The sequence below is a fragment of the Rhodobacter viridis genome (assembly GCF_003217355.1).
GTDB lineage: Bacteria > Pseudomonadota > Alphaproteobacteria > Rhodobacterales > Rhodobacteraceae > Rhodobacter > Rhodobacter viridis.
On record NZ_QJTK01000008.1, the window covers coordinates 107805 to 133291 of the forward strand.

General features: G+C 65.1%; 24 protein-coding genes and 1 tRNA gene. 14 read left to right on the top strand and 11 right to left on the bottom strand.

Features of this window, described 5'->3' with window-relative positions:
- The first annotated feature begins 1 nt into the window (after position 1).
- Together C8J30_RS11595 and ureC are read left to right on the top strand one after the other, a co-directional pair.
- Complete coding sequence (locus C8J30_RS11595; protein WP_110806007.1) at positions 2-307, top strand: urease subunit beta; 306 nt, start codon at positions 2-4, stop codon at positions 305-307.
- A complete protein-coding gene (gene ureC, locus C8J30_RS11600) occupies positions 307-2013 on the top strand; it encodes an urease subunit alpha (RefSeq protein WP_110806008.1) in 1707 nt (568 codons plus the stop codon). Before C8J30_RS11595 ends, ureC begins: the two co-directional genes overlap by 1 nt.
- A gap of 4 nt (positions 2014-2017) precedes the next feature.
- Here the strand turns inward: ureC and C8J30_RS18320 are convergent, their stop codons facing one another.
- A complete protein-coding gene (locus tag C8J30_RS18320; protein ID WP_146227899.1) occupies positions 2018-2368 on the bottom strand; it encodes a hypothetical protein in 351 nt (116 codons plus the stop codon).
- An 80-nt stretch (positions 2369-2448) separates the two neighbouring features.
- Between C8J30_RS18320 and C8J30_RS11610 the strand changes: the two genes are divergently transcribed.
- The 8 genes from C8J30_RS11610 (at position 2449) to urtE (ending at position 10399) form a co-directional block, all read left to right on the top strand.
- Positions 2449-2919 carry an urease accessory protein UreE gene (locus C8J30_RS11610; RefSeq protein ID WP_110806010.1) on the top strand — a complete coding sequence of 157 codons (471 nt, stop codon included), beginning with the start codon at positions 2449-2451 and terminating at the stop codon, positions 2917-2919.
- Positions 2906-3547 carry an urease accessory protein UreF gene (locus tag C8J30_RS11615; protein WP_110806011.1) on the top strand — a complete coding sequence of 214 codons (642 nt, stop codon included), beginning with the start codon at positions 2906-2908 and terminating at the stop codon, positions 3545-3547. The genes C8J30_RS11610 and C8J30_RS11615 overlap by 14 nt, the downstream gene beginning before the upstream one ends.
- Positions 3544-4170, top strand: a complete 627-nt coding sequence (gene ureG / locus C8J30_RS11620) for an urease accessory protein UreG (protein WP_110806012.1) — start codon at positions 3544-3546, stop codon at positions 4168-4170. Before C8J30_RS11615 ends, ureG begins: the two co-directional genes overlap by 4 nt.
- 249 nt (positions 4171-4419) lie before the next feature.
- Positions 4420-5697 carry an urea ABC transporter substrate-binding protein gene (gene urtA, locus C8J30_RS11625; protein ID WP_394341936.1) on the top strand — a complete coding sequence of 426 codons (1278 nt, stop codon included), beginning with the start codon at positions 4420-4422 and terminating at the stop codon, positions 5695-5697.
- A gap of 60 nt (positions 5698-5757) precedes the next feature.
- Positions 5758-7734 (top strand): urea ABC transporter permease subunit UrtB, encoded by a 1977-nt coding sequence (gene urtB / locus C8J30_RS11630; protein ID WP_110806014.1) that lies wholly within the window; start codon positions 5758-5760, stop codon positions 7732-7734.
- Positions 7735-7737: 3 nt separating this feature from the next.
- A complete protein-coding gene (urtC, locus tag C8J30_RS11635; RefSeq protein WP_110806015.1) occupies positions 7738-8964 on the top strand; it encodes an urea ABC transporter permease subunit UrtC in 1227 nt (408 codons plus the stop codon).
- Positions 8961-9701 (top strand): urea ABC transporter ATP-binding protein UrtD, encoded by a 741-nt coding sequence (urtD, locus tag C8J30_RS11640; RefSeq protein ID WP_110806016.1) that lies wholly within the window; start codon positions 8961-8963, stop codon positions 9699-9701. The genes urtC and urtD overlap by 4 nt, the downstream gene beginning before the upstream one ends.
- A gap of 2 nt (positions 9702-9703) precedes the next feature.
- The gene (gene urtE / locus C8J30_RS11645) at positions 9704-10399 is read left to right on the top strand and encodes an urea ABC transporter ATP-binding subunit UrtE (RefSeq protein WP_110806017.1); all 696 of its coding nucleotides are present in this window, start codon (positions 9704-9706) and stop codon (positions 10397-10399) included.
- 168 nt (positions 10400-10567) lie between these two features.
- Here urtE and C8J30_RS11650 read toward each other — a convergent pair whose 3' ends face one another.
- The 5 genes from C8J30_RS11650 to C8J30_RS11665 all read right to left on the bottom strand — a co-directional run bounded on the left by C8J30_RS11650 (position 10568) and on the right by C8J30_RS11665 (position 13539).
- On the bottom strand, positions 10568-11782 hold the full coding sequence (locus C8J30_RS11650; protein ID WP_110806018.1) for a UbiH/UbiF family hydroxylase: 1215 nt from the start codon (positions 11780-11782) through the stop codon (positions 10568-10570).
- A gap of 73 nt (positions 11783-11855) precedes the next feature.
- Complete coding sequence (locus tag C8J30_RS18325) at positions 11856-12038, bottom strand: hypothetical protein (protein ID WP_146227900.1); 183 nt, start codon at positions 12036-12038, stop codon at positions 11856-11858.
- 145 nt (positions 12039-12183) lie between these two features.
- Entirely contained in the window at positions 12184-12366 is a 183-nt protein-coding gene (locus C8J30_RS11655) for a hypothetical protein (RefSeq protein WP_110806019.1), read from the bottom strand.
- A 150-nt stretch (positions 12367-12516) separates the two neighbouring features.
- Positions 12517-12735 carry a hypothetical protein gene (locus tag C8J30_RS11660; protein ID WP_110806020.1) on the bottom strand — a complete coding sequence of 73 codons (219 nt, stop codon included), beginning with the start codon at positions 12733-12735 and terminating at the stop codon, positions 12517-12519.
- 144 nt (positions 12736-12879) lie between these two features.
- A complete protein-coding gene (locus tag C8J30_RS11665) occupies positions 12880-13539 on the bottom strand; it encodes a pyrimidine 5'-nucleotidase (RefSeq protein WP_110806021.1) in 660 nt (219 codons plus the stop codon).
- Between the two features lie 157 nt (positions 13540-13696).
- On the opposite strand from C8J30_RS11665, the gene C8J30_RS11670 reads away from it, so the two are divergent.
- Entirely contained in the window at positions 13697-14332 is a 636-nt protein-coding gene (locus tag C8J30_RS11670; RefSeq protein ID WP_110806022.1) for a GntR family transcriptional regulator, read from the top strand.
- 36 nt (positions 14333-14368) lie between these two features.
- Here the strand turns inward: C8J30_RS11670 and C8J30_RS11675 are convergent, their stop codons facing one another.
- The 5 genes from C8J30_RS11675 to lipB form a co-directional block, all read right to left on the bottom strand.
- Positions 14369-16471 carry a glycosyltransferase family 2 protein gene (locus C8J30_RS11675; RefSeq protein WP_181420856.1) on the bottom strand — a complete coding sequence of 701 codons (2103 nt, stop codon included), beginning with the start codon at positions 16469-16471 and terminating at the stop codon, positions 14369-14371.
- Between the two features lie 179 nt (positions 16472-16650).
- Positions 16651-17817 (bottom strand): glutamine-hydrolyzing carbamoyl-phosphate synthase small subunit, encoded by a 1167-nt coding sequence (gene carA, locus C8J30_RS11680; protein ID WP_394341935.1) that lies wholly within the window; start codon positions 17815-17817, stop codon positions 16651-16653.
- A gap of 182 nt (positions 17818-17999) precedes the next feature.
- Positions 18000-18383 carry a VOC family protein gene (locus C8J30_RS11685; protein WP_110806024.1) on the bottom strand — a complete coding sequence of 128 codons (384 nt, stop codon included), beginning with the start codon at positions 18381-18383 and terminating at the stop codon, positions 18000-18002.
- Between the two features lie 106 nt (positions 18384-18489).
- Entirely contained in the window at positions 18490-18903 is a 414-nt protein-coding gene (locus C8J30_RS11690) for a c-type cytochrome (RefSeq protein ID WP_110806025.1), read from the bottom strand.
- Between the two features lie 193 nt (positions 18904-19096).
- Positions 19097-19759, bottom strand: a complete 663-nt coding sequence (lipB, locus tag C8J30_RS11695; RefSeq protein ID WP_110806026.1) for a lipoyl(octanoyl) transferase LipB — start codon at positions 19757-19759, stop codon at positions 19097-19099.
- A 140-nt stretch (positions 19760-19899) separates the two neighbouring features.
- Here lipB and C8J30_RS11700 point away from each other — a divergent pair, with 140 nt between their 5' ends.
- From C8J30_RS11700 to C8J30_RS11710, 3 genes are all read left to right on the top strand, one after another.
- Entirely contained in the window at positions 19900-21699 is a 1800-nt protein-coding gene (locus C8J30_RS11700) for a peptidoglycan-binding domain-containing protein (protein WP_110806027.1), read from the top strand.
- Between the two features lie 148 nt (positions 21700-21847).
- Positions 21848-21934 (top strand) — tRNA-Leu (locus C8J30_RS11705).
- A 183-nt stretch (positions 21935-22117) separates the two neighbouring features.
- The gene (locus C8J30_RS11710; protein WP_110806028.1) at positions 22118-25447 is read left to right on the top strand and encodes a Hint domain-containing protein; all 3330 of its coding nucleotides are present in this window, start codon (positions 22118-22120) and stop codon (positions 25445-25447) included.
- The last annotated feature ends 40 nt before the right edge of the window (positions 25448-25487 follow it).

A 25487-nucleotide genomic window follows, 5' to 3' on the forward strand; every position in this document is an offset into this window, starting at 1 on the left:
CATGATACCCGGAGAAATCTTCCCCGCCGATGGGGACATCGAACTGAACGCGGGGGCAACCGCGATCACGCTGATGGTGGCCAATACGGGAGATCGCCCGGTGCAAGTGGGCTCACATTACCATTTCGCCGAAACGAACCCGGATCTGTCCTTTGATCGCAACGCCGCGCGGGGCTATCGTCTTGATATCGCAGCGGGAACGGCCGTGCGCTTCGAGCCGGGCCAGACCCGTGAAGTGAGTCTCGTGCCGTTTGCCGGGGCCCGCCGTGTCTTCGGGTTCAATGCCACAGTGATGGGGGAACTCTGATGCCGCGTCTCATTTCCCGCGCGACCTATGCCGACATGTTTGGTCCGACCACCGGCGACAAGCTGCGTCTGGCCGACACCGACCTGATCATCGAGGTTGAGAAAGACCTGACAACGTATGGAGAAGAAGTGAAATTCGGCGGTGGCAAGGTGATCCGCGACGGCATGGGGCAAAGCCAGATCCCGCGCGCGGGGGGCGCCATGGACACCGTCATCACCAATGCGCTGATCGTCGATCATACCGGGATCTACAAGGCCGATGTCGGGTTGCGCGAGGGCTGCATCGCGGGGATCGGCAAGGCGGGCAACCCTGACACGCAGCCGGGGGTGACGCTGGTCATCGGCCCCGGCACGGAAATCATTGCTGGCGAGGGGAAAATCCTGACTGCCGGCGGGATCGACACGCATATTCACTTCATTTGCCCGCAGCAGATCGAGGATGCGCTGGCTTCGGGCATCACCACGATGCTCGGCGGCGGTACCGGCCCGGCGCATGGGACGCTCGCCACCACCTGCACGCCGGGGCCGTGGCATATTTCGCGGATGCTGCAAAGCTTCGAGGCCTTCCCGATGAACCTCGCCCTTGCGGGCAAGGGCAACGCGAGCCTGCCCGAGGGGCTGGTCGAACAGGTCAAAGCGGGCGCTTGTGCCTTGAAATTGCATGAGGATTGGGGCACGACCCCGGCTGCGATCGATTGTTGTCTGTCGGTGGCCGAGGACATGGACGTGCAGGTGATGATCCACACCGACACGCTGAATGAATCGGGCTTTGTCGAGAACACGCTGGCGGCCTTCAAGGGCCGCACCATCCATGCCTTCCACACCGAGGGCGCGGGCGGAGGCCATGCGCCCGATATCCTGAAAGTCGTTTCTTCCCAGAATGTTATCCCATCGTCGACGAACCCGACCCGGCCCTATACCAAGAACACGGTCGAGGAACATCTCGACATGCTGATGGTCTGTCACCACCTCGACAACAAGGTGCCGGAGGATGTGGCCTTTGCCGAAAGTCGCATTCGCAAGGAGACGATCGCCGCCGAGGATATCTTGCATGACATGGGCGCGATGGCAGTGATTTCGTCCGACAGTCAGGCGATGGGGCGGGTGGGCGAGGTGATCATTCGCTGCTGGCAAACCGCTGACAAGATGAGAAAACAGCGCGGGCGGCTGGCCGAAGAGACAGGCGCGAACGACAATTTCCGGGTCCGCCGCTACATCGCGAAATACACGATCAACCCGGCGATAACGCATGGTCTGGCGGAGCATGTCGGCTCTGTCGAGGTTGGCAAGCGTGCCGATCTGGTGCTCTGGCATCCGGCTTTCTTTGGTGCCAAGCCCGAGATGGTGCTGATGGGCGGGATGATCGTTGCGGCGCAGATGGGCGATCCGAACGGCTCGATCCCGGCGCAGCCCTTTTACACCCGACCGATGTTTGGCGCTTTTGGCAAGGCCTTGTCGAATGCGGCCGTCACCTTTGTCTCGGCGGCGGCCGAGGCGGAAGGTGTGGCCGAGAAGCTGGGCCTGTCGAAGCAGGTGCTGGCGGTCAAGGGCACCCGCACCATCGGGAAGGCCTCGATGCGACTGAACACCGCGACGCCGCAGATCGAGGTGGATCCTGAAACCTACGAGGTGCGGGCCGATGGCGAGGTGCTGACCTGCGAGCCGGCAGAGAGCCTGCCGCTTGCCCAGCGTTACTTTCTGTTCTGAGGCCTCAATGCGGGTGTTGACCGGCAAAAAGCCTCGCGCGCAACGCAATGCGCGGGGCGAGCGCGGGCAGTTCAACCGTCTCTGCCTGCGTGGTCGGACCCTTGCGGGTGGCGCGCAGCACGCGGGTCACCTTTTCGCGGGTGTAGGCCGGATCGAGGCGGATCTCCTCGGGCAGGAGCCGGGGGTCGAAGACTCGCTGTCGGTTCGTGACCAGATCGACCTTGTGAAAACGACCGATTTTTGGCATCGCCGCATCGTGCAAAAGCAACGCGCGCAGCTCGCCTTCGCGGGCGCGCAATCGGGCGATTTCGGCGCGGATTTCGGCCAGTTCGTCGGCAGGGGGTTTGAGCTGCATTCCTAGCTCCCGTTCTGGGTTACGTGCGCTTATGCTGCCAAGTCACTCTTAACAAAGCTCTAAATGGCGGAGGAAAAAACATGTCGCTGTTGAATCGGGCCAGTCGTATCGTGCCTGCGGGCAGCTGGAGTGCGGCCGCCGATCATGTGGCGCTTGATTATGAGGCACGGTTCTTGCGTCGCAAGCGGCTGGTGGCGGCCTCGGGTGCCGAGTTTCTGGTCGATCTGGCCGAGGTGACGAATCTGCGCGGCGGCGAGGCCTTCGCGCTGGAGGACGGGCGGCTGATCGAGGTGCGCTGCGGGCTTGAACCCGTGCTGGTGGTGACGGGCGATCTGACCCGGCTTGCCTGGCACATCGGCAACCGGCACACGCCCTGCCAGATCGAGACCGACCGGCTGGTGATCCGCGATGATCATGTGCTCGAGGCGATGCTGCGCGGCCTTGGGGCGCGGGTGGACAAGCGGATGGAGCCCTTCCGCCCCGAAAGCGGCGCTTATGGCACCGGCCGGACCATGGGACATGACCACGGCCACTTCCATGCCCACGCCTGAGCACGATCTGCTCAGCCTCGTGCAGTGGCTCTCTCCGGCCTTTCCGACCGGGGCTTACGCCTATTCGCACGGATTGGAACAGGCGGTCGCGGCGGGCGATGTGCGCTCGGAGCCGGAGCTGCGCGAGTGGCTTCAGGACATCCTGGAACACGGAGCCGGATGGAACGATGCGGTGCTGCTGGCCTGCGGTTTGCGGGGCGAGGATCTGGGCGCGCTTGCCGATCTTGCGCGCGCGCTTGCGGGCACGGCTGAGCGCCTGAAGGAGACCGAGGAGCAGGGGGCCGCCTTTGCCAAGGCGCGGGCGGAGATGACCGGCACTTGCACAAATGCGATGCCACTGCCTTTGGCAATTGCTGAACAAGCCAAGGAATTATCGATATCCTGCGAGCAGGTTATTGCACTTTTCCAACATGCCTTCGCATCCAGTCTTGTCTCGGCCGGGGTGCGGTTCATCCCCCTTGGGCAGGCGGCAGGGCAGCGGGTTCTGGCCGCCCTGCACCCGACGATCGCCGCGCTTGCCACCCGCGCCGCGACGGCCACGACCGCCGATCTGGCGCAATCCGCCTTTCGCGCCGAGATCCAGTCGGCCGCCCATGAAACGCTTGATGTGAGGATCTTCAAGACATGACACACGGACCTTTGCGCGTCGGCATCGGCGGCCCGGTCGGCGCGGGCAAGACGACGCTGACCGAACAGCTCTGTCGTGCGCTGGCGCCTCGGCTCTCGATGGCGGTGGTGACGAATGACATCTACACCCGCGAGGATGCCGAGGCGCTGATGCGTGCGCAGGTGCTGCCTGTCGACCGCATCCGCGGCGTCGAGACCGGGGGTTGCCCGCATACGGCGATCCGCGAGGATGCCTCGATCAACCTTGCCGCCATTGCCGATCTGAGCCGGCTGCATCCCGATCTGGATCTGATCCTGATCGAGTCGGGGGGCGACAACCTTGCCGCCACGTTCAGCCCGGAGCTGGCCGATCTGACGATCTATGTCATCGACACCGCCGCCGGGCAGGACATTCCGCGCAAGCGGGGGCCGGGGGTGACGCGATCGGATCTGCTTGTCGTGAACAAGACCGACCTTGCGCCGCATGTGGGGGTTGATCCGGTGCTGCTCGAGGAAGACACGAAACGCGCCCGCGGCGCCCGTCCCTATGTGATGGCGCGGCTGCGGCATGGGGTGGGTATCGATAAAATCGTCGCTTTTCTGATCCGGGAAGGCGGTCTTGAGCAAGCGGCCGATCCGGCCTGACATGCAAGATTCGCGCCAAACCCGTTTCCAAAACGCCCGGTTCTTGCGCAAAGGCCGGGCGTTTGCCTGTCGGATGCACAATTCTATGCCTTGGCCCTTTTCCTGCTAGGCGCGTCCTTGCCGCACTGCGGCGCCCCGGTTTTGCTCGTTTCGCGGGCCGTGCCCCGCCACAAAGCAACCTCGTGCCCACCTTCCCGGGCTGCGTGAACAGGAACAGGGGAACTCATGATTACTCGGCGCAATCTGCTGATGACCGCTGCGGCGGCCGGTGCCATGTCGATGACGGGGCGCATCGCCTTTGCGGCGGGCGACACCATCAAGGTGGGCGTGCTGCATTCGCTCTCTGGCACGATGGCGATTTCGGAAACGACGCTGAAGGACACGGTCCTGATGCTGATCGAGGCGCAGAATAAAAAGGGCGGCGTGCTGGGCAAGCAGCTGGAAGCCGTCGTGGTCGATCCGGCCTCGGACTGGCCGCTCTTTGCCGAAAAGGCGCGCGAGTTGCTGACCGTCGACAAGGTCGATGTGATGTTCGGCTGCTGGACCTCGGTCTCGCGCAAATCGGTGCTGCCGGTGATCGAGGAGCTGAACGGCCTTCTGTTCTATCCGGTGCAATACGAGGGCGAGGAAAGCTCGAAGAACGTCTTTTATACCGGGGCGGCGCCGAACCAGCAGGCGATCCCGGCGACCGACTATTTCCTGAAAGAGCTTGGGGTGCAGAAATTCGCGCTTCTGGGCACCGACTACGTCTATCCGCGCACCACGAACAACATTCTGGAAGCCTATCTCAAGTCGAAGGGCATCCCGGCCGAGGATATCTTCGTCAACTACACCCCCTTCGGTCAGTCGGACTGGTCGAAGATCGTCGCCGACGTCAAGGCGCTTGGCGCGGATGGCAAGAAGGTCGGCGTGATTTCGACGATCAACGGCGATGCGAACATCGGCTTCTACAAGGAACTGGCGGCCTCGGGCATCACCGCGGATGACATCCCGGTTGTCGCCTTCTCGGTTGGTGAGGAAGAGCTTTCGGGCCTTGGTGCCGGGGATCTCAAGAACCTCGTCGGCCAGCTGGCCGCCTGGAACTACTTCGAAAGCGCCGATACGCCGGAAAACAAGGCCTTCATCGAGGCCTGGCACAGCTTCATCGGCAATGACAAGCGCACCACGAATGACCCGATGGAGGCCACCTATATCGGTTTCAATATGTGGGTGAACGCGGTGACGGCGGCGGGCACGACCGAGGTCGACAAGGTCGCCGAGGCGATGATCGGGCAGAAATTCCCGAACCTGACCGGCTCGATGGCCGAGATGCTGCCGAACCACCATCTGACGAAGCCGGTGCTGATCGGCGAGATCAAGGAAGACGGCCAGTTCGACATCATCAGCCAGACCGACCCGGTGCCGGGCGATGCCTGGACCGACTTCCTGCCGGAATCCGCCGTGCTGACCTCGGATTGGAAAGATCTGAAATGCGGCATGTACAACACCGAAACCAAGACCTGCGTGCAGCTGAAATCGAACTACTGATCTGATTTCAAACGCAAACCGAGGGGGCGACAAGCCCCCTCCCGCACCCCGGATTTTTTCATGCGCAGCCTTCTTCTGGCCTTCGCAACGAGCCTTGCGCTCGCCTTGCCCGCGGCCGCCCAAGACGCGGCCCCGCCCGTTCCCGTTGCCACCGTCCAGACCGGCCTTGCCGCCGTCATCGCGCAAAATGCGGGTGCCATCGCCAAGCCGTCGCGCCAGACCATCGCCCCGGTGATCGCGGCGCTGGGGCAGGCGGGGGCGGGCGCGCCCGACTTCCTGCAGGCCTGGGCCGACAAGAAACTGGGCGCGCGCAAATCCGATGGCGCGATCTTTCGCGTGACGAAATCCGCGGACGGCTACGCGCTTGCCGATCCGGCGACCGGCGCCGATCTGGGCACGGCCGCGAAGGCGGAGATTGCCGAGATCAAGCCCAATGCCGGGGTCCGGGGGCTGATCGCCTCGGCGCTCATTCAGTTCCAGCTGTCCGATCCCGATCCGAAGACCCGGCTGGCCGCGCTGACGGCACTGGCCCGCGACGGTGCCGCCGAGCATCTGGCGCCTTTGGCGGCCTCGATCGAGACCGAGGCCGACCCGGCGATCAAGGCGCAGAAGGAGCGGTTGCTGGGGTTGCTGACGATCCGCTTTGGCGCCACGCCCGAAGCCCGCGTGGCCGCGATCGAGGGCTTCGGCGCCGATCTGGGGCTGGATTTCCGCGCGGCGCTCAACCCGATCCTCGCCACCTCGCGCAAGGTTTTCAACGAGGCGCCGAGCGGAAACGTGGCGCTGACCCTTACCCCCGGCAAGCCCGGCTTCTCCGAGGCCGAGGCTTATGATCTGCTCGTCACCGAGGGGCTGGCGCCGAAACGGCTCTCCTCGGCCGATCTGCGGGCCGCACTCGAATCCCATATCGAAAACAACGCTGTGGGCGGCGTGCCTGTGACGGAGCTTGCTGATCCGGGCAAGCGCGAGGCTGCCTATGCGGCGCTGGAAGCGGCGGGCAAGGTGCCTGCCGGGGCCACCGATGCCGAGGTCAGCGCCGCCGTCGCGCAGACCCGCTTCGCCGACATCTATGCCGAGCCGGACCCGACCGTGACCGATGCCGCGAAAGCCGCGCTTGATGCGGTGTCGCTCAAGGTCTCGGCGATGCAGGGGGCGGACCTGACGCTTGATGCGCTCTCGCTCGCCTCGATCTATTTCCTCGCCGCTATCGGCCTTGCGATCACCTTCGGGGTGATGCGGGTGATCAACATGGCGCATGGCGAGTTCATCACCATGGGCGCCTATACCGGCTATGTGGTGCAGCAATTCATCTCGGATTACACGATCTCGATCCTCGTCGCGCTGCCGCTCGCCTTTGCCGTCACCTTCGCCGCCGGGGTGGCGATGGAGCGGCTGGTGATCCGCCATCTGGCCCGCCGCCCGCTTGAAACCCTGCTCGCCACCTTCGGGATCTCGATCGCGCTGCAGCAGCTCTTCAAGAACATCTTCGGCACACAGGCCCGGCCGCTGACCGCGCCCGAATGGCTCGATGGCGCCTGGGTGCTGAACGACATCGTCTCGATCAGCTACATCCGCATCGCGATCTTCGCACTGGCGCTGACCTTCCTTGGCCTGTTCCTTGTCGTGATGAAGCGCACCCGCCTGGGCCTCGAGGTCCGCGCGGTGACGCAAAACCCGTCGATGGCGGCCTCGATGGGGATCAACCCCGACCGCATCAACATGCTGACCTTCGGGCTTGGCTCCGGCATCGCCGGGATCGCGGGTGTCGCCATCGGGCTCTTCGCCAAGGTGACGTCCGAACTGGGCGCCGACTACATCGTGCAAAGCTTCATGACCGTGGTCGTCGGAGGCGTCGGCAATATCTGGGGCACGCTGGCGGGCGCCTCGCTCGTCGGCGGTCTGCAAAAGGGGATCGAGGCGCTCAACCCCTCGAATACGCTCGCGGCGCAGACCTACATGATCCTCTTCATCATCATCTTCATCCAGTTCCGCCCGCGCGGCATCATCGCCCTGAAGGGCCGGGCCGCAGGAGATTGAGCCATGACCCACGGTTTTCTGACGAAGAACCCTTCGGTTCTGATTTTCCTTGGCCTTCTGGCGCTCTTTACCCTGACGGTCACGCTGCTCTCGAACGCCTATGGGGTCGAGGTGATTTCGACCTCGATGGTGAAGACGCTCGGCAAGACGCTGTGTCTGTGCCTGATCGCCCTGGCGATGGATCTGGTCTGGGGCTACATGGGCATTCTCAGCCTTGGCCATTTCGCCTTCTTCGGGCTGGGCGGCTACATGATCGGCATGTGGCTGATGGTGGCACGCACCCGCGAGATCGTGCTGGCCTCGGCCACGGGTCTGCCGATGACGCCGCAGGAGCTGAACGACGCCATCGCAACGCAGATCTTCGGCGTGGTCGGCACGTCGCAGATGCCCGCGATCTGGGCCTTCGCGGGCTCGCTTCCGGCGCAACTGGCGCTTGTCGTGCTGGTTCCCGGTCTGCTGGCGCTCGGCTTTGGCTGGCTCGCCTTCCGCTCGCGCGTGACTGGGGTTTATCTCTCGATCCTGACGCAGGCGATGACCCTGGCGCTGGCGCTTTATCTCTACCAGAACGACAGCGGCTTGCGGGGCAACAACGGGCTTTCGGGGCTGCAGAACATCCCCGGCCTTGACTGGGCGGGGCAGGATCGGCTCTCGGTCTGGTTCCTCTGGGCCTCGGCGCTGGCGCTCGGCCTTGGCTATCTCGCCTGCGCTTTCACCGTCTCGGGCAAGTTCGGTTCGGTGATGCGCGCGATCCGCGATGACGAGGCCCGGGTGCGGTTTCTGGGCTACCCGGTCGAGGGCTACAAGCTTTTCGTCTTCACCCTGACCGCGCTGATCGCCGCCATCGCCGGGGCGCTTTACTACCCGCAGGCGGGGATCATCAACCCGGCCGAGATTGCGCCCATCGCCTCGATCTACCTCGCCGTCTGGGTGGCGATCGGGGGCAGGGGGCGGCTGTGGGGCGCGGTGATCGGCGCGGCTTTCGTCTCGATGGTCTCGACCTGGTTCACCGGCGGACGGGCGCCCGATCTGAACCTCGCGATCTATACGGTGAAATGGGTGGATTGGTGGCAGGTGCTTCTGGGGCTCTCCTTCGTCTCGGTCACGCTTTTCGCGCCGAAGGGGCTGTCCGGGCTCGTCGATCTTCTGGCCGGTCTGCGCCCGCCGCAGCGGCGCGGTGCCCCCCTTGGCCCCGATGACGGCGCCTTGATGGAACAGGAGGCCCGGCAATGACTGAACTGCTTGAAGTCTCGGGGATTTCCGTCTCCTTCGACGGGTTCAGGGCGATCAACAACCTCAGCTTCTCCATCGGCCCGGCCGAGCTGCGCGCGGTGATCGGCCCGAACGGGGCGGGGAAAACCACCTTCATGGATATCGTCACCGGCAAGACCCGGCCCGACGAGGGCCGCGTGCTTTGGGGCGAGCGCTCGATCGACCTGCTGAAGCTCGACGAGGCGCAGATCGCCCGGCAGGGGGTGGGTCGCAAGTTCCAGCGCCCGACGGTCTTCGAGGATCAGACCGTGGCGGAAAACCTGATGATGGCGCTGAAGGCGCATCGCAGCCCGTGGCGGGTTCTGGTCTGGAAGCCGAAAGCCGCCGATCACGCAAGGGTCGAGGCGCTGGCGGTGCAGGTGGGTCTGGGGGAAGCGCTTGCGCGCAAATCCGGAGAATTGTCGCACGGGCAGAAACAATGGCTGGAAATCGGCATGCTCTTGGCACAGGAGCCGCGGCTGCTCTTGGTCGACGAACCGGCGGCGGGGATGACCTTGGCCGAACGCGAACAGACAACCGCGCTGCTGGTCGAGCTGGCGAAGACCCATGCCGTGGTGGTGGTCGAGCATGACATGGAGTTCGTGCGCAGGCTGAATTGCAAGGTCACCGTGCTGCACGAGGGCTCGGTTCTGGCCGAAGGCTCGCTCGATCATGTGACGGCGAACCAGCAGGTCATCGAAGTTTATCTGGGGCGCTGAACATGCTGAAAACAGAGGCACTTACGCTGCATTACGGCGGCTCGCAGATCCTGCATGGCGTCGATATCGCGGCCCGCGCGGGCGAGGTCACCTGCATCATGGGCACGAACGGGGTTGGCAAGACCTCGCTTTTGAAGGCGATTGCGGGCACGCATCCGCGCTCGGGCGGGGGGCTGGTGCTCGATGGGGAAGCGGTCGGCCGCGTCGCGCCGCAGGCGATGGCGCGGCGGGGGCTCGCTTATGTGCCGCAAGGGCGGATGATCTTTCCGCTGCTGACGGTGCGGGAAAACATGGAAACCGCTTTTGCCGTGCTGCCGCGGGCCGAGCGGTTCATCCCCGATGAAATCTACGAGTTGTTTCCGATCCTGAAAGAGTTCCTCAATCGCCGCGGTGGCGATCTGTCGGGCGGGCAGCAACAGCAACTCGCCATCGCGCGGGCGATGCTGATGAAGCCAAAGCTGCTGCTGCTTGATGAGCCGACCGAGGGCATTCAGCCCAACATCATCCAGCAGATCGGCCGGGTGATCAAATATCTGCGCGATACCAAGGGGATGGCGATCATTTTGGTCGAGCAGTATTTCGACTTCGCGCATGACCTGGGCGATCGCTTTTACGTCCTCAAGCGTGGGGCGGTCGCGATGGAGGGCACGAAGGACAGCCTTTCCCGTGACGCCTTGCGCGCGGTTGTCAGCGTCTGAGAAAGGGGGCTCTGCCCCCTCGGCTTCGCCTCACCCCCGAGATATTTAAGGCAAGATGAAAGTCCATTCTTTCACCTTGCGCCAAATATCTCGGGGGGTGAATTGGCCGAAGGCCAAGAGGGGGGCAGCGCCCCCCTGTCCGGGGCGGGCCGCAGGCCCGCAACCGCCTCAGCGCATCCCCAATCCCGCCCGCATCAGCGTCTTGCGCACCGGTTTGAGCGCGTAAAGCGCGCCGAGCGCCGCGGCGCGCAGATCGCGCAGCGGCCGCGGTTCCACCATCGAGGCGCGGTTCAGAAGATCGATGCCGACCTCGCGCGCCTTCACCTCGGGCCAGCGGCGGCGGTTGTAAGCGGTCAGCATTGCCGGACTGCCCAGATGCGCCGGGTCCTTTTCCGCCAGATCGAGCAGGCAACGCAGATCGGCAAGGCTCATGTTCAGCCCCTGCGCGCCGATCGGCGGGATCACATGCGCGGCCTCGGCGATCAGCGCGACGCGTTCGCCGGTGAACGTGCAGGCGATCTGGGTGATCATCGGCCAGAGCGCGCGTCGGGTGACGAGCGTCAGCGGACCCAGCAGCCCGGTCGAGCGTTCGGTCATCTCGCGCTCGAAATCCGCGGGCTCAAGCGCCGCCAGACGCTCGGCCTCCGGGCCGCGCTCCATCCAGACGATCGCCGACGACGGCTTGCCGTCGCGATCGGGCAGGGGGACGAGCGTGAAGGGGCCGCCCGAGCGGTGCACCTCGGTCGAGACATTGCCGTGCGGCGAGGGGTGGGTGACGGCGCACACAAGCGCCTTTTGCCCGTAATGCGTTGTTTTCGTGCCGATCCCCGAGGCCTCGCGGACAAAGGAATTGCGTCCGTCGGCGCCGATCACCAGCTTCGCGGTCACCAGCGTGCCGTCCGACAGCCGCACCTCGGCGCCGCTTTCGCGGGTCAGAAGTCCGACCGTTGCCACGCCGGGGCGGAAATCGACAAGCGGGATCTCGGCCAGACGGGCGACCATCTCGCGGCGCAACAGCCAGTTCGGGAAGTTCCAGCCGAAGGGTTCGTCGGAGATATCGGCCGCATCGAAATCGCGCACGATCCGTGCTTCGGGGCGGGCGCCGCCGGCGTCGATGATCCGCATCACCTGCAGCGCCGCCGCATGCGGGGCAAGCCGTGCCCAGAGCCCGGCGCGTTCCAGCACCGCGCGCGAGGGATGCAGGAAAGCGGTCGTGCGCATGTCGGCGCGCGCGTCGCTTTCGGCGGTCACCGGCGGCTCGGGGTCGACGCAGATCGTCGTGAACCCGGCCGAGCCAAAGGCCGCCGCGGCGACAAGGCCTGCGACGCCGCCGCCGGAAATCAGGATATCGGTCGAAAGACGCGGTGCGGCGGTCTCGGTCATGGCTCACTCCCCTGAGGTCTGCCCTCAAGATGGCACAACCGGGGCCGGTTTCAACCGTCCGCAGCCAAATCCGTCAGGCCATCGAGATGACGACGAGCATCCCGAGCATCAGGAAGGTCATCACGACGAACCAGAGGATCACGCCGCCAAGGCCGCCAAGCACGAAGCCCGCAGCCGCGCCGCCGATGAACAGCGCCGCAATGAGAAACATAAGAAGCGTCGCCCCCACATTGGACGTCGGGTTCGCAGTGCTCATGGTCGATCCCTTCCGATTGCTCAGCTGTGACGGAATGTCGGGGGAAGAAGGCCATGGCGCGGGCCGGATCGGCCAGATCGCATTTCGCCGCAGCGGCGGGGGGGGGCATGCCGGGGCCGCGGGAAACCCGGCCCCGGGTCGGTCGTCAGTTCCGCGCGGTGACCGCCATCATCACCATCACGACGGCGGTCAGGCCGACAAAGCAGGTGATCAGGCCGCCGAGGCCCGCGATCATGTAGGAGGCGACGATCACCGCAAAGATCGCGAAGGCGATCAGATAGAGGGTGAGGGCGGTATTGCTGTCGTTGGACGATTGCGTCGTGGTCATGAAGGTTCCTTTCGCCGGGGAAGGGCGGTTGCGAGTCGAACCCCGGGAAAATCTGCTCAATGCAAGCAAAAAACGAGCCAGCAAAAGGTCGCTGAGACAAAAAGGCCCGGGCTGCGACCCGGGCCTTGGTGCGGTGCGAGTTGGAGGGGCTCAGCCACCCGCGGTCATCACGACGAGAAGCGCCAGCATGAACCAGGTCGCGCCGACGCCGAAAAGGATCAGCCCGCCCAGACCCATCGTGGCCACCGCGAAGGCGATGATCCCGATCACCACCGCCGCGATCAGATACATGGCGAGGGTGTAATCCTTTTTCTCGGTGTGCCCGTGATCGGAACCCGAGAAAGCGCCGGCGGCAGTGGTCATGGTCATTCTGCTGTCTCCCAGAGCCATCTCCCAAGATGGCCAATTCTGCATACGCTTGTATGCCGAGGCAGAGATTCGCGTCAAGTTGTCGCGCCATAAAAGGTTAGAATTATTTTAACCCCGTCTGTTTCGGAAGCGGGACAGGTTGGCCTAGCGATGCCGGGCCGCGCGCAGGCTGCGCAGGAAGCGCGGCAGGTCGTTTGTGTGATGCTGGATATGGGGCGCGTGCTCGGGCTGGGGCGCCACATGCACGGTGCGCATGCCAAGCGCATGGGGTACGGCCAGATTGCGCGGGTCATCCTCGAACATCGCGGCGCGGATGGGATCGACGCCCGCAAGGCCGAAGATCGTGGCAAAGGCGCGGGCAGCGGGTTTGGGGTGATAGTCCGCGTGCTCGACCCCGAAGATGCCGTCGAAAAGCCCGCTAAGCCCGCGGGCTGCCAGCACCTTTTCCGCATAGGGGGCGGAGCCGTTGGTGAAGACGATCTTGTGGCCGGGCAGATCGGCGATGGCGGCGCGCAGCGCGGGATCGGGCGTCAGCACCGAAAAGTCGATGTCATGCACGTCTTCCAGATAGGGCGTCGGATCGACGCCATGCACCTGCATCAGCCCGGCAAGCGTCGTGCCGTGGCTGCGCCAGTAGTGATCGCGCAGGTGATCGGCCTCGTCCCGCCCGATGTCGAGCGCGCGCATCACATAGGCCGTCATCCGCACTTCGATCTGATCGAAGAGCCGCGCCGAGGGCGGATAGAGCGTGTGGTCGAGGTCGAAGACCCAGTGACAGACGTGGGAAAAGGCGGAAGCGGGCATGGGCTCAGGCTAGAGAGGTCGGTGAGGTAGTGCAAGGCGTCGGATTTGCAACTGTGGCGGCTTGTCACGGCGCACACCTGCGCCTAATGTGCCCGATATCCCGATTCCGCATACTGCGGCATACAATGGGAAGGTGACGGGAAAGGTCGGAAGTTCGATGCAGAAGGACGCCTATACGCTCATTCTCGAGGCGATCGATGCCGGGCTTTACCGGCCGGGCGATCGGCTTGTGGAATCCGAGCTGGCGGAGCGTTTCGGCGTGTCGCGCACGCCGGTGCGCGAGGCGATGCAGCGGCTCGAGACCCAGGCGATGCTGGCGCGCGACGGGCGTTCGCTGATCGTGGCCTCGCTCGATCACAACCAGCTGGCCGAGCTTTATGTCGTGCGCGCCGAACTCGAGGCGCTGGCGGCGCGGCTGGCGGCGAAACATGCCGCACCCGAGGAAATCCGGGTGTTGCAGGACATGATCGACAGCGACCGGGCGCAACAGGATGATCCGATTGCGCTGTCGCGGGCGAACAAGCGCTTTCACCGGCAGCTGCATCTGGCCTCGCACAACCGGTATCTGGTGCAGCAGCTCGACCTTGTGCACCGCTCGATGGCGCTTCTGGCGACGACCTCGCTTGCGGCCGAGGGCCGGGGGTCGATGGCGCTCGACGAGCATCAGGCGATCGTCGATGCGATCGGCGCGGGCGATGCCGAGGCGGCCGCCTCGGCGCTGCGTCATCACATTTCGCAGGCCTTCGAGACCCGGCTGAAGCTGGATGCCGAGGCGCGGACCGAGCATCCCTGATCCTTGCCGCTCCGTGGGGGCGCAGGACGGTCTTTCTCAATCGATCAGCGGCGCGAGCGGCGTGCGCTCAGCGACTTCGACGCCGGGCATGGCGGCGACGATTTCGGCAACAAGATCCGAGCGCAGCGCCGGTGCCGAGATGTGATGCTCGGCGTCGAAGACGCCATGCACGGTCTTGTCCCAGTAGAACGGGCGGCTGATCACCTCGTAGATCGCCTTCCAGCCCGCGAGCGCCCCCAGCGGAAAGTAGAAGTTCAGCGTCGGCACCCAGGGGATCAGGTGGCGGTGGTCCTTGCCGCGCACGGCCCAGGCGCCGACGGTGATGTTGATCAGTTCGGTCAGCACGAAGGTGAACAGAAGCCAGGTCTCCATTCCGCGCGACAGGATCGCTTCGATCGGATGCCAGACCCCGAACAGGATCAGCCAGCACGACCACAAGAGCGGCGCGAGGAGGTATTGCGACAGCGCCCCCAGGATCAGGATCTGCAGGCCGAAGAAGCGCTTCGGGCCAAGATCGTGCCAAAGCTGCGCCGGGTTGCGCATGTGCACGGCCCAGGTCATCGCATAGCCCTTGAGCCAGCGCGAGCGCTGCTTGATCCAGGGCAGGGGGCGGCAATTTGCTTCCTCATGCGTGACGGCGGGGATCAGCTCGGTGCGGTAGCCATAGCGCGCCAGACGAATGCCCAGATCGGCATCTTCGGTCACGTTATGCGCATCCCAGCCGCCCAGCTCCTCGAGCGGGCCGCGGCGGAAAAAGAGCGTGGTTCCACCCAGCGGGACGACAAGGCCGAGCCGGGCCAGACCGGGCAGCATGGCGCGAAACCAGGCCGCATATTCGATGGTGAAGCAGCGCGCGAGCCAATTCGTGCGCGGATTGTAGTAATCGAGAATGCCCTGAAGGCAGGCGACCTCGGGGCCCGCGTCGGCGAAGCGGCGGGCGACGATGTGCAGTTGGTCGGGCTCGGGCATGTCCTCGGCGTCATAGACCCCGATCACCGAGCCGCGGCAGAAGTTCAGCGCATAGTTCAGCGCCCGCGGTTTCGTCTGGATCGGCCCGGCAGGAACGGTCACGACGCGGATCCAGCGCGGCAAGTCGGCGCCGTGCAATGCCTCGCGGGTGGTGCGGTCGGTCTCCTCGACCACCAGCAGGATATCGAGCAATTCACGCGGCCAGTTCAGCCGGGACAGGCGCGCGACGAGCCGCGGGGCGATGTCGCGCTCCTTGTGCAGGGGCACCATGATCGAGATCAGCGGCAGCCGATGCTGCGGATGCGGGGTCGTGGCCGCCTTGATCGCGGCCTGATGGTCCTGCCCCCGGCCGCGGATCTCGGCGATCCAGGCGATCAGCTTGAGCCCCATCGTGGCGTAAAGCGTCACCATCGCCCAGAGAAAGAGCAGCGCGAAGACGACTTCGGGGGCGACAACCAACCCGACGACGGCAAGCGCGGTGGTGGCCAGAACAAGGCGTGAGGCAAGCCGTTCGTTGTGGGTTCGGCAGGACTCCGCGGGATCGACCTTGATTTCGGCACGGCGGATCAGGGCGGTCTGGCGCCGCGCGAGCAGGGCCGCATGCACGTCGCGCTCTGGCGCCAGAGCCATCCGGTAGGGGCCGAACTCGGGCGGCAGTTGCGCGTTCAGACGGGTGAATTGTTCGGGCCGGGCAGTGGCGATCAGGGTGATGCCGCCGATGCGCCGCCAGGGCACCATCGCTTCCTTGAGGCAAAGTTCGGGGCCGAGCGTGTCAATCAGCCGGGGGTCCGGCGGCTCGGCCACAAGATCGATCACCGCCGCCTGCGACTGCTTTGCCAGCGCCGCCATCAGATCGGTCTCGCTCACCCAGCCATGCGTCAGAAGGATATCGCCGAGCCGCACGTCCTGGCGCTGGCGCAGTGCAAGCGCCTTGAGCATGTCGCCCGGTTGCACCGCGCCCATCTCGAGCAGGATCTGACCAAGCGGCACGCGGTCCCGCCCGGGGCGAACACTGCGCTGCGGATCGGCCGTCACGGACCGGGCCGGGCGTTTGAACGGAGGTTTGTCGAGCGCAGGTTTCGCGAGGATCGCGGCGGCCTGTGCCGCCACCGGGGCGGGCGAAATCGTTGCGACGACCGCTGGCCGTTCCACAACCTCTACGGATGTCATCTTGAGTTGAGCAGACTGTTGCATCTCGCCCCCGCGCAGATTTGCTGGGGCCACAATTTCGCCTTCGTAGTTAATGTGAGGTTAAACAAAGCTTTCCGGAATGCGGATTCCGCGAGTCATTTTTTCGGCCGCCCAAGGGGCGGCTGGAACAGGTGGAGAACATCTGTGGATAACTTCGATCAGGCCGCGCGACGCGCGGCCATGGCGGCGGCAAACCGCTCGAAAAGGTAAAGGCTGTCCTGCGGGCCGGGGCTGGCTTCGGGGTGGTATTGCACCGAAAACACGGGGCGATTCTCGACCGCGATGCCGCAGTTCGAGCCGTCGAACAGGCTGACATGCGTCTCTTGCACGCCTGCGGGCAGGGTCTGCGCATCGACGGCGAAGCCGTGGTTCATCGAGGTGATCTCGACCTTGCCGGTGGTCATGTCCTTGACCGGATGGTTCGCGCCGTGGTGGCCGTGGTTCATCTTGATCGTCTTCGCGCCAAGCGCCAGCGCCAGCATCTGGTGACCCAGGCAGATCCCGAACAGCGGCAGGTCGGTCTTCAGCACGCCCTGGATCATCGGCACCGCATAGGCGCCCGTCGCGGCCGGATCCCCCGGACCGTTCGACAGGAACACGCCTTCGGGGTTCAGCGCCAGCACCTCTTCGGCGGTGGCGGTGGCGGGCAGAACCGTCACGTCGCAGCCCGCCGAGGCGAGGCAGCGCAGGATGTTGCGCTTGGCACCGTAATCGATGGCGACGACCTTGAAGCCCGGACCCTCGCGGCGGGTGTAGCCTTCGGGCCAGGACCAGCGTTGCTCGTCCCAGGTGTAGCTTTGCGCGCAGGTGACGTCTTTCGCGAGATCAAGGCCGACGAGGCCCTTCCAGTCGCGCGCCTTTTTCACCAGCGCTTCGATGTCGAAGACACCATCGGGGTTGTGGGCGATCGCCACATGCGGCGCGCCCTGTTGCCGGATCGCGCGGGTCAGGCGACGGGTGTCGATGCCGCCGACGCCGATCCGGCCGCGTTTCTCCAGCCAACCGACCAGATTTTCCACCGACCGCCAGTTCGAGGGCTCGGTCGGGTCCCATTTCACCACCAGACCCGCGGCGACGGGATCGCCGGTCTCGTCATCCTCGGGGGTGACGCCGACGTTGCCGACATGGGGGAAGGTGAAGGTGACGACCTGACCGGCGTAGCTCGGGTCGGTCATGATTTCCTGATAGCCGGTCATCGCGGTGTTGAAGACAAGCTCGGCGACGGTTTCGCCGGTGGCCCCGAAGCCGCGGCCGTAGAAGAGTTGTCCGTCTGCGGTGGCGATGAGCGCGGTGGGTTTTTCCGACGACTGGGGGCTCATGGGCATGGCGCGACTCTCCGGGGCAAAATTCGGCCGAACCTACGGGGAGGGGCGGTTTTGGTCAAGGCCTGCGGGGAGGAATAAGATGTTGTTGAAAATCAATACTTTGGCATGGCTCAGCCGGGCGGCGGGGCGCAGCCCTCGGTCCGCGCGGGATATTTGGGGCCAAGCTGACCGGGCTGCCGGGCTCAGCCGGTGACGGGGGTGCAGATCTCGACCAGCGTGCCCTCTGGCGCGCGGACGTAAGCGGTGGTCTGGCCCCAGTCCATTTCTTCGACGCCCTGAACCAGCGTTGCCCCGGCCGCAAGGGCGCGGGCGAGCGCCGCGGCCACGTCCTCGGTTTCGAAGGCCAGCTCGAACGAGGGCAGGGCGGGCGGCGTCTTTGCCACCTGCTTGCCGATCGCCTCCATCAGCGCAATCGCGCTGAAACAGAGCTTCGTCGCTCCGGTGACCATTTCGCCAAAGCTGCCGCTTTCGTGCAGGACGGCGCGCTCCAGCCCGAAGGCGCGGGCGTAGAAGTCCATCGTGGCGGGGACGTCGGGAACGTAGAGGATCACATAACGCAGCTGCATCGGGGCCTCCGGGGGGTCGGTCAGCCTAGCCCGGCGCGCGCGTCGTGCCAAATGAAAAGGCCCGGTCGGAGAACCGACCGGGCCCGGAACCAGCAGAAGCCGGATCTTATTTCACGACCGAAGCGAGGTAGGCCGCAACGTCTTCGCCGCCCTTGGCGAGTTTGAACGCCATTTGCGACTTGGCTTTCTTGTCGTCCAGCTTTTCCTTCAGGAAGGCGGTCGGATCTTTCACGTAGGTCGCGATGTCTTCTTCGGTCCAGGCGAAGCCGGTGGCGCCGAGCGCGACGATCGAGTCCTTGTATTTGAACTCGGGGTAGGTGCCAGCGGTGCGGCCGACGACGCCGTAGAGGTTCGGACCGGTTTTCGCGCCTTTCACGATCGCGGTCCCATCGGGAGCGGTGATCGAGTGGCAGGTCTTGCACTTGTTGAATTCTTTTTCGCCGGCGGCCGGGTCACCCGCGAAAGCGGGGGCGGCGAGCACGAGCGCGGCGACAGTGGCGGCAGTGAGGCTGATCTTCATCGCTGTATCCTTGGTCTGTTTGCTTGCCCGGTCTCTCGCCGGGGCCAAGGGGCAGATTCCTTACCCATCCGACGCTTTACCACAAGGCAAAAGGTCGCGCATATCACTTTGTTCCAATTCGACGATGTGCCGGGCAAGATTCCGTGCGCAAAGTGAATGCCAGATGAAGCTAATGCATTCTTTTGTCGGGATTTCAGCGCCCGCACTGCGGCGAAAAATCCGTCTCGAAACGGTGTTTCAACGCCAGGTCGAGATCGGCCATGGTGACCGGCAAGCCCAGATCGACCAGCGAGGTCACGCCATGCTCGCGGATGCCACAGGGCACGATGCCGGAGAAATGGCTCAGGTCGGGATCGACATTGATCGAGATGCCGTGAAAGCTGACCCAGCGGCGCAGCTTCACCCCGATCGCGGCGATCTTGTCCTCGCGCATCGTGCCATCCGCCATGGGCGGCTTGTCGGGCCGTGTCACCCAGACGCCGACGCGGCCGTCGCGAATCTCGCCTTTCACGTTGAATTCGGCCAGCGCGCCGATCACCCAGTTTTCCAGCGCCTGCACGAAACAGCGCACGTCGCGGCCGCGCTTGTTCAGATCCAGCATCACATAGACGACGCGCTGACCCGGGCCATGATAGGTGTATTGCCCGCCGCGACCGGCCTCGAAGACCGGGAAACGATCCGGGTCGGTCAGGTCGGCGGCCCGCGCCGAGGTGCCTGCGGTGTAAAGCGGCGGATGTTCCAGAAGCCAGATCGCCTCGTCGGCCGTGCCCGCCGAGATCGCGGCCACCCGCGCCTCCATGAAGGCCAAGGCATCGGGATAGGGCACAAGCGTGTCCGAGGTGATCCATTCGGGCATGTCGGTCTCCGGTGTCGTGTCGAACTAAAGTAATAAATTCCTTGCCTCAAGGATGATTCGGGCGAAAACTCACGACAGTTTTATCTCGGCTCATCGGGATTGGGCCGCATGGGGCACCAAGCCCCGAATTGGAGGAAGTCATGAAAGGTCGTCAACTCATCACCGGGCTCGTCATGTGCGCAGTCGGGCTCGGTACGGGCAACCCCGTTCTGGCCAACGGCGGCGACGTGATCGGGGGGCTGATCGTCGGCGGCCTGCTGGGGGCCGCGATTGCCAACGATCAGAACCACCGCCGGGCACCGACCCATCGCTATGTTGCACCGAAATCCGGCGTCTCGAGCGCGCAGCGCGAACAGAATCGCGAAGTGCAGACGGCGTTGAATTATTTCGGCTATCCGGTCGGCACGCCGGATGGCTCGCTCGGGCCGAAGTCGCGCGCGGCGATCTCGCAATATCAGGCGCTTCTGGGCTTCCCCGCCACCGGCCAGCTGGCCGAGATGGAGCGGCAGATCCTCGTCACCGGCTACAATCGCGCAATGATCGGCGGGCCGCAGGTGCAACAGATCATCGCCTCCAGCCCGCAGGGCATCCGCGGTGTGCTGCTGGCGCAGCGCGACCAGACGCTGGGCACCGCCACCGCCGGGGCCGCGCCCGCGATGATGCCGGGTGGCTCGATCGGCGGGCTGCCGCCCGATGTCTCTTCGGCGGTTTACGAGATCGCCCGCAACGCCAACGTCGATCCGATGCTGCTGATGCAGCGCGCGGGCTTCGTGACGATGACCGATCTGAACAATGACGGGCGCACCGATTACATGCTCGACACCTCGGTGTCGGGCTCCGGCTTCTGGTGCAATGGTCCGGCCTGCACGGTCGAGATCTTTGCCTCGACGCCGCAGGGCTATCAGCGCAACGACTTCCAGGTTGCCGGGGCGACGCCTGCGATGTTCTCCTGCACGCATGGCGCCTGCGAGGTGAAACCGGGCGGGGCGCCGACGACGATGGCGGCGCAGCCTGCGCCGGTCGCGCCCGCGCCGATGATGCCCACCTTGCCCGCGCCGGTGACGGTGGCCCAGCCCGCGGCGCCTGCGCCGATGGCGGTGATGCCGAATTTCGCCGCTGCGATGACGCCGCCGAAACTGACGATGGCGAGCTATTGCAGCGCCGTCGGCGCGAAATCCGGGGCGAATGGCACGCCGCAGACCGTGGCCGCGATGAGCGATCCGGCGCAGGCGCTGGGCGAGCAGTTCTGCGCCGTCTCGGCGGCCGCCAAGGCCGATGGCGCGGCGCTGGCCGCGCAGATTCCGGGCTTCACCCCGGCGCAGATCACCGAACAGTGCAAGGGCTTCTCGGCCGCGCTCAAGGATCAGGTCGCCAAGATCGCCACGACGCCGCGCGATGACATGGTCGCCTCGATCCAGGGCTGGCTGAAGACCTCGGGCATGCCCGAAGCGCAGCTGGCCGCGACCTCCAAGGTCTGCCTTGGCGTCGGCTATGAAACCGATGATGCCGAAATGGCGCTGGCCTCGGCGCTGGTGCTGACCGGCACCGGCAACATGGTCTATGCCGAGATGATCGGGCACCATCTGGCCTCGGGCGTCGGGCTTGAGGCACATCCCGCGCTGGCGCTCGACTGGTATGACGTCGGCCTGAATGCGCTCAGCGTCGGCCAGACCCCGGTGTTCCTGCCCGAGCAGACCGACCGCGCCGCGCTGATCAAGAAAGCCGCGCTGGCGATCAACGGCCGGGCCGACGCGCTGCCGATGCTGCCGGTGCCGGTGGTGGCTGAAACTGCGCCCGCGCCGGTGGCGCCGAGCGCGACGGTTTCGACCAAATCGGCCTCGATCGGCGGGCTTGCGGGCTTTGCCGGGGCGGCGGCCTCGCTGGTTTCGAGCGGGGCCTCGATGCTGCCCTCGAAGGGCACCGCCACCGCGGCGCCGTGACCGGCCAAGCCCCGGAAAAGACGACGGGAAGGGGCGCTCTTGCGCCCCTTTTTCGTGCCGCGATGAAAGACTTTTTTCGAAACCTGCAAAATGGGGCTTTTCATTCCCCGCGGGCTCGGCTAAATCGCCCCTCACCAAGCCAGAACATGCGGTTGTGGCGGAATTGGTAGACGCGCAGCGTTGAGGTCGCTGTGGGGTAACTCCCGTGAAAGTTCGAGTCTTTTCAACCGCACCACTGGCCTGAAGGCCGCAAGCCCGGAGCGCAAGCTCCGGGCTTCGTCGTTTTTTCGGCCCGGCCCGAGTGCGGCAAATGCTGGTTACTTCTTTCAGAAGCGTTAAGGCTGCGTTGAGGAATTTACGTCAGTCTCACCTTGGGGAACTCCGCGGCAACAGCGGGGCGGGATGAGGCAAGCTGAACATGACCACCTGGACCGTCCAGGGCTTTTACGGATCACAAATCCAGGTCGAGGGCGGGGGCTCTACGCTCTCTGTCGGGTCGCATTTCAAGCTTGACCCGGCATGGGACTATTCGACCTCGCGGCGGACCTTTGTCTTCACCGACGACGATGCGAACCTGTCGGGCGACAGCAACTTCATGGCCGACGAGATCGGCAATGATTCGAACCAGCATGTCGATGTCTATGACGCCTCGGGCACGCTGCTGTATTCGGGGCAGGTCTATGCCGAATGGTCTTCGACCTTCACCGATCCTTCGGGCACGACCGTGCACATGTATACGCTGGAAATCGGCGGCACGATCATCGGCGAGGTGGCGACAAGCGCACTGACGCCGGGCGTCACCTATCAGGTCAGCGCCACCCCGGACGAATCGACGGGCCCGCTTTACAGTACGCTCACCTCGATGAGCTTCGACCCCGATCTGGTCAACACGATCCTTGGGGGCGATTACAACGACAGCATCGCGGCGGGGGCGGGCAATGACACGATCAACACCGGTGCAGGCTCCGACACGATCGATGGTGGCACCGGCAACGATTCGATCCAGTTTGGCACCGGTGGCGATTCGGTTCATGGCGGCACCGGCGACGATTACATCGACGATTACACCGGCTCGACGGGTTATGTGTACAACGACACGATCTATGGCGACGCGGGCAACGACACGATCTATGCCGGGGCGGGCAACGACCATGTCGAGGGCGGCGACGACAACGACACGATCTATGGCGAGGATGGCAATGACACCATCCTCGGCGGCAATGGCATCGATTCGATCGGCGGCGGCAATGGTGACGACAGCATCGATGGCGGGGCGGGCCTCGACATCATCCTCGGCGATGCCGGCAATGACACGATCTATGGCGGCGATGGCGCCGATCATCTGGCGGGCAATGCTGGCAACGATCTGATCTATGGCGATGCCGATGGCGATCACATCTATTTCGAGGCGGGCTGGGGCTCGGACACGGTCTTCGGCGGCGCGACCACCACGGCGGGCGGCATTGATCTTGATGTGCTCGACTTCACCTATTTCGTCGGGGCCGGGGTCTCGGTCACCTATACCGGTTGGGAAGACGGCACCGCCACGCAGGGCACGGACTCCATCACCTTCGACAATATCGAAGGGTTTCAGGGCTCGGCGCAGGCCGACACGGTCAACGCGGCGGCCGATGGCTCGGGCCTGTGGATGGATGGCGCCGCGGGCAACGACAGCCTTGTGGGGGGCAGCGGCAATGACACGATCGGCGGCGGCACCGGCGATGACACGATCTACACCGGTCTCGGCAACGACAGTGCGACGGGGGGCGACGGCAACGACCTGATCGACGATCTGGCGGGCGTCCGGGCCGAGACCTACACGAATTACGTTGATGCCGGTGCAGGCAATGACACCGTCTTCACCGGGGGGGGTTCCGACACCATCCTGGGCGGCAGCGGCGACGACCAGCTGCATGGCGAGGCGGGCAACGACAGCATCGATGCGGGGGCGGGGGCCGACACGGTCGATGGCGGCACCGGCGATGACACGATCTGGGCGGGGGCGGACAACGACTCGGTCTGGGGTGACGCGGGCAACGACCTGATCTATGGCGAGGGCGGCAACGACACGCTCTTGGGGGCGGCGGGCAACGACACGATCTCGGGGGGCTCAGGGTCGGACCAGCTGCTGGGCGGCGATGATGCCGACACCTTCCTTTACTACTACGGTGCCGGGGCCGGATCGATCTTTGGCGGCGAAGGCGGCACCGACACCGATCGCGTGCAGCTTTATGGCGCCGCGGCGCAGGTGACATGGTCGGGCTGGGAATATGGCACGATCACTTATGCGGGCGACACCGCCACCCACAATTTCTGGGAAATCGAGCAGTTTACCGGCTCCGATTACGCCGACAGTTTCAACGCCACCGTGGCGCTGACCGGGGTGACGCTGGATGCCGGGGCGGGCAATGATACGATCCTCGGCTCGGCCTATGCCGACAGTCTGACAGCGGGCGACGGCGCCGATACGGTGCAGGCGGGCGACGGCAACGACACGATCGCGGCCGGAAATGGCGATGATTTCATCGATGCGGGCGCTGCGAACGATTCCATCGATGCCGGGGCGGGCAACGACTCGATCTGGGGCGGCGCGGGCGACGACACGATCGTGGCCGGAGCGGGCGCGAACTGGATCGCGGGGGGCGATGGCGCCGATCTGATCACCGGCTCGACCGACGCTGGCGCCGATACGGTCGATGGTGGCGCGGGCAATGACACGATCGCGGAGGGGGCAGGGGGCGACCGCATCACCGGCGGGACGGGGGATGACCGCATCACCACCGGGCTTGGCCTCGACACGATCATCATGGCCGATGGCGCGGGCCATGACTTCATCACCGATTTCGACGTCTCGCCGAACGGGGCGCTGACGACCGATCAGCTCAATGTCGCGGGGCTGCATGACGGTTCCAGCAATCCGATCAACGTCTGGGACGTGTCGGTGACCGACGACGGGCTTGGCAATGCCTTGCTGACCTTCCCGGATGGCACGGCGGTGACGCTTCTGGGCATTGCGCCTGCGACGGTGCAAAGCCCCGGCATGCTGCATGCGATGGGCGTGCCCTGTCTTGTCGCGGGCAGCCGCATCGCCACGCCGCGCGGCCCGGTCCCGGTCGAGGATCTGCGCCCGGGCGATCTGGTCACGGTGCGCGAGGGGCCGCCCATGCCGGTGCTCTGGATCGGCACGCGCCGGGTGACCGGGCCGGAGCTGGCCGCCGATTCGAAGCTGCGCCCGGTCGAGATCAAGGCGGGGCGGTTGGGCAATGCCGCGCCGGTGCGGCTGTCGCCGCAGCATGGCATCGCGGTTCCGGGCGGCGTTCTGGCGCGCGCCGGGCATCTGGCCGCGACGGGATGGGGTGGCGCGCGGGTGCTCAATGGCGTCACGCGCCATCCGGCGGGGGTGCTTTACCTCCATCTGCTGCTGCCCCGCCATGCGCTGATCCAGGTCGAAGGCCTCTGGGTCGAGAGTTTCTGGCCTGGCCCCATGGGAATCGCTGCACTGGATCTGGCGGCAAAAGCGACACTGATTCGGGCGATTCCGGCACTGGCCGGGGTGGTCTGGGCGGGGGCACCTGTCCAAAAGGCCTATGGCCCCCCGGTGGGACGGTTTTTGCGGCGCTGCCAAATTGATCGCGCTGCATGTGCGAACTGGTCGCACATCACCTGCGATTTGACGCATTCTGACGGTTTTATGACCGAAGCGGCGAGGCCGCACACCGCTTTCACGGGATTGGGAAATCTCGGTTGAAATCCTTGGGCCGCGCTGTTTTAGTCTGCGTCACGGGAGC

Bases quoted from the DNA above. Each gene is read 5' to 3' on its own strand.
- C8J30_RS18320 (WP_146227899.1), bottom strand. From the start codon at position 2,368: ATGCAGCTCAAACCCCCTGCCGACGAACTGGCCGAAATCCGCGCCGAA.
- C8J30_RS11615 (WP_110806011.1), top strand. From the start codon at position 2,906: ATGCCCACGCCTGAGCACGATCTGCTCAGCCTCGTGCAGTGGCTCTCT.
- C8J30_RS11670 (WP_110806022.1), top strand. From the start codon at position 13,697: ATGCAGAAGGACGCCTATACGCTCATTCTCGAGGCGATCGATGCCGGG.
- urtB (WP_110806014.1), top strand. From the start codon at position 5,758: ATGCGCAGCCTTCTTCTGGCCTTCGCAACGAGCCTTGCGCTCGCCTTG.
- C8J30_RS11595 (WP_110806007.1), top strand. From the start codon at position 2: ATGATACCCGGAGAAATCTTCCCCGCCGATGGGGACATCGAACTGAAC.
- C8J30_RS11690 (WP_110806025.1), bottom strand. From the start codon at position 18,903: ATGAAGATCAGCCTCACTGCCGCCACTGTCGCCGCGCTCGTGCTCGCC.
- carA (WP_394341935.1), bottom strand. From the start codon at position 17,817: ATGCCCATGAGCCCCCAGTCGTCGGAAAAACCCACCGCGCTCATCGCC.
- C8J30_RS11685 (WP_110806024.1), bottom strand. From the start codon at position 18,383: ATGCAGCTGCGTTATGTGATCCTCTACGTTCCCGACGTCCCCGCCACG.
- ureC (WP_110806008.1), top strand. From the start codon at position 307: ATGCCGCGTCTCATTTCCCGCGCGACCTATGCCGACATGTTTGGTCCG.
- C8J30_RS11655 (WP_110806019.1), bottom strand. From the start codon at position 12,366: ATGACCACGACGCAATCGTCCAACGACAGCAATACCGCCCTCACCCTC.
- urtA (WP_394341936.1), top strand. From the start codon at position 4,420: ATGACCGCTGCGGCGGCCGGTGCCATGTCGATGACGGGGCGCATCGCC.
- urtE (WP_110806017.1), top strand. From the start codon at position 9,704: ATGCTGAAAACAGAGGCACTTACGCTGCATTACGGCGGCTCGCAGATC.
- C8J30_RS11660 (WP_110806020.1), bottom strand. From the start codon at position 12,735: ATGACCATGACCACTGCCGCCGGCGCTTTCTCGGGTTCCGATCACGGG.
- urtD (WP_110806016.1), top strand. From the start codon at position 8,961: ATGACTGAACTGCTTGAAGTCTCGGGGATTTCCGTCTCCTTCGACGGG.
- urtC (WP_110806015.1), top strand. From the start codon at position 7,738: ATGACCCACGGTTTTCTGACGAAGAACCCTTCGGTTCTGATTTTCCTT.
- C8J30_RS11665 (WP_110806021.1), bottom strand. From the start codon at position 13,539: ATGCCCGCTTCCGCCTTTTCCCACGTCTGTCACTGGGTCTTCGACCTC.
- C8J30_RS11610 (WP_110806010.1), top strand. From the start codon at position 2,449: ATGTCGCTGTTGAATCGGGCCAGTCGTATCGTGCCTGCGGGCAGCTGG.
- C8J30_RS11710 (WP_110806028.1), top strand. From the start codon at position 22,118: ATGACCACCTGGACCGTCCAGGGCTTTTACGGATCACAAATCCAGGTC.
- lipB (WP_110806026.1), bottom strand. From the start codon at position 19,759: ATGCCCGAATGGATCACCTCGGACACGCTTGTGCCCTATCCCGATGCC.
- C8J30_RS11675 (WP_181420856.1), bottom strand. From the start codon at position 16,471: ATGACATCCGTAGAGGTTGTGGAACGGCCAGCGGTCGTCGCAACGATT.
- C8J30_RS18325 (WP_146227900.1), bottom strand. From the start codon at position 12,038: ATGAGCACTGCGAACCCGACGTCCAATGTGGGGGCGACGCTTCTTATG.
- ureG (WP_110806012.1), top strand. From the start codon at position 3,544: ATGACACACGGACCTTTGCGCGTCGGCATCGGCGGCCCGGTCGGCGCG.
- C8J30_RS11650 (WP_110806018.1), bottom strand. From the start codon at position 11,782: ATGACCGAGACCGCCGCACCGCGTCTTTCGACCGATATCCTGATTTCC.
- C8J30_RS11700 (WP_110806027.1), top strand. From the start codon at position 19,900: ATGAAAGGTCGTCAACTCATCACCGGGCTCGTCATGTGCGCAGTCGGG.